The sequence below is a fragment of the Pseudomonas sp. 43(2021) genome, assembly GCF_017490805.1.
In the GTDB taxonomy this organism is placed as follows: domain Bacteria; phylum Pseudomonadota; class Gammaproteobacteria; order Pseudomonadales; family Pseudomonadaceae; genus Aquipseudomonas.
The window spans coordinates 1-502 of the sequence record NZ_JAFGYJ010000317.1; the positions used below are offsets into that span (position 1 = coordinate 1).

Genomic DNA, 502 nt, shown 5'->3' on the forward strand with positions numbered 1-502 from the left:
CAGTTATGTCGATGCGCGGGTCAACGAAACCTGGAAAACCCGCATCGAATTCGGCCACAGCGAAAACCGCGAAAAGACCTTCGACAAGCTCAGCGACGAGCGCACGGTGTTCAACACCTATCGCGACTCGGTGAACTGGCAGAACGACCTGACGCTGGACGCGCGCAACAGCCTTATCCTCGGCGGCGACTGGTACGAAGACCGGGTCAACAGCAGCACTGCGTTTGAGGAGGACAGCCGCTGGAATCGCGCCGCGTTCATCCAGCATCGCTATCAGGCCGACAGTTTCTCCACCGAGTTCGGCCTGCGCCACGACGACAACCAGCAGTTCGGCAGCCAAAACACCTGGAGCGGCACTTTCACCCTGCCGCTGAACCCGGACAACGACGTGCTGCTGAGCTACAGCGAAGGGTTCCGTGCGCCGACCTTCAACGACCTGTACTACCCGGATTTCAGCAATCCCGACCTGAAACCGGAAACTTCGAAAAGCTACGAACTGCAA

General features: G+C 59.0%; 1 protein-coding gene. It reads left to right on the top strand.

Annotation, left to right across the window (positions count from 1 at the left end):
• The coding region (locus tag J5M71_RS27405) for a TonB-dependent receptor (RefSeq protein ID WP_207838690.1) at positions 1-502 on the top strand (502 nt) is incomplete at both ends.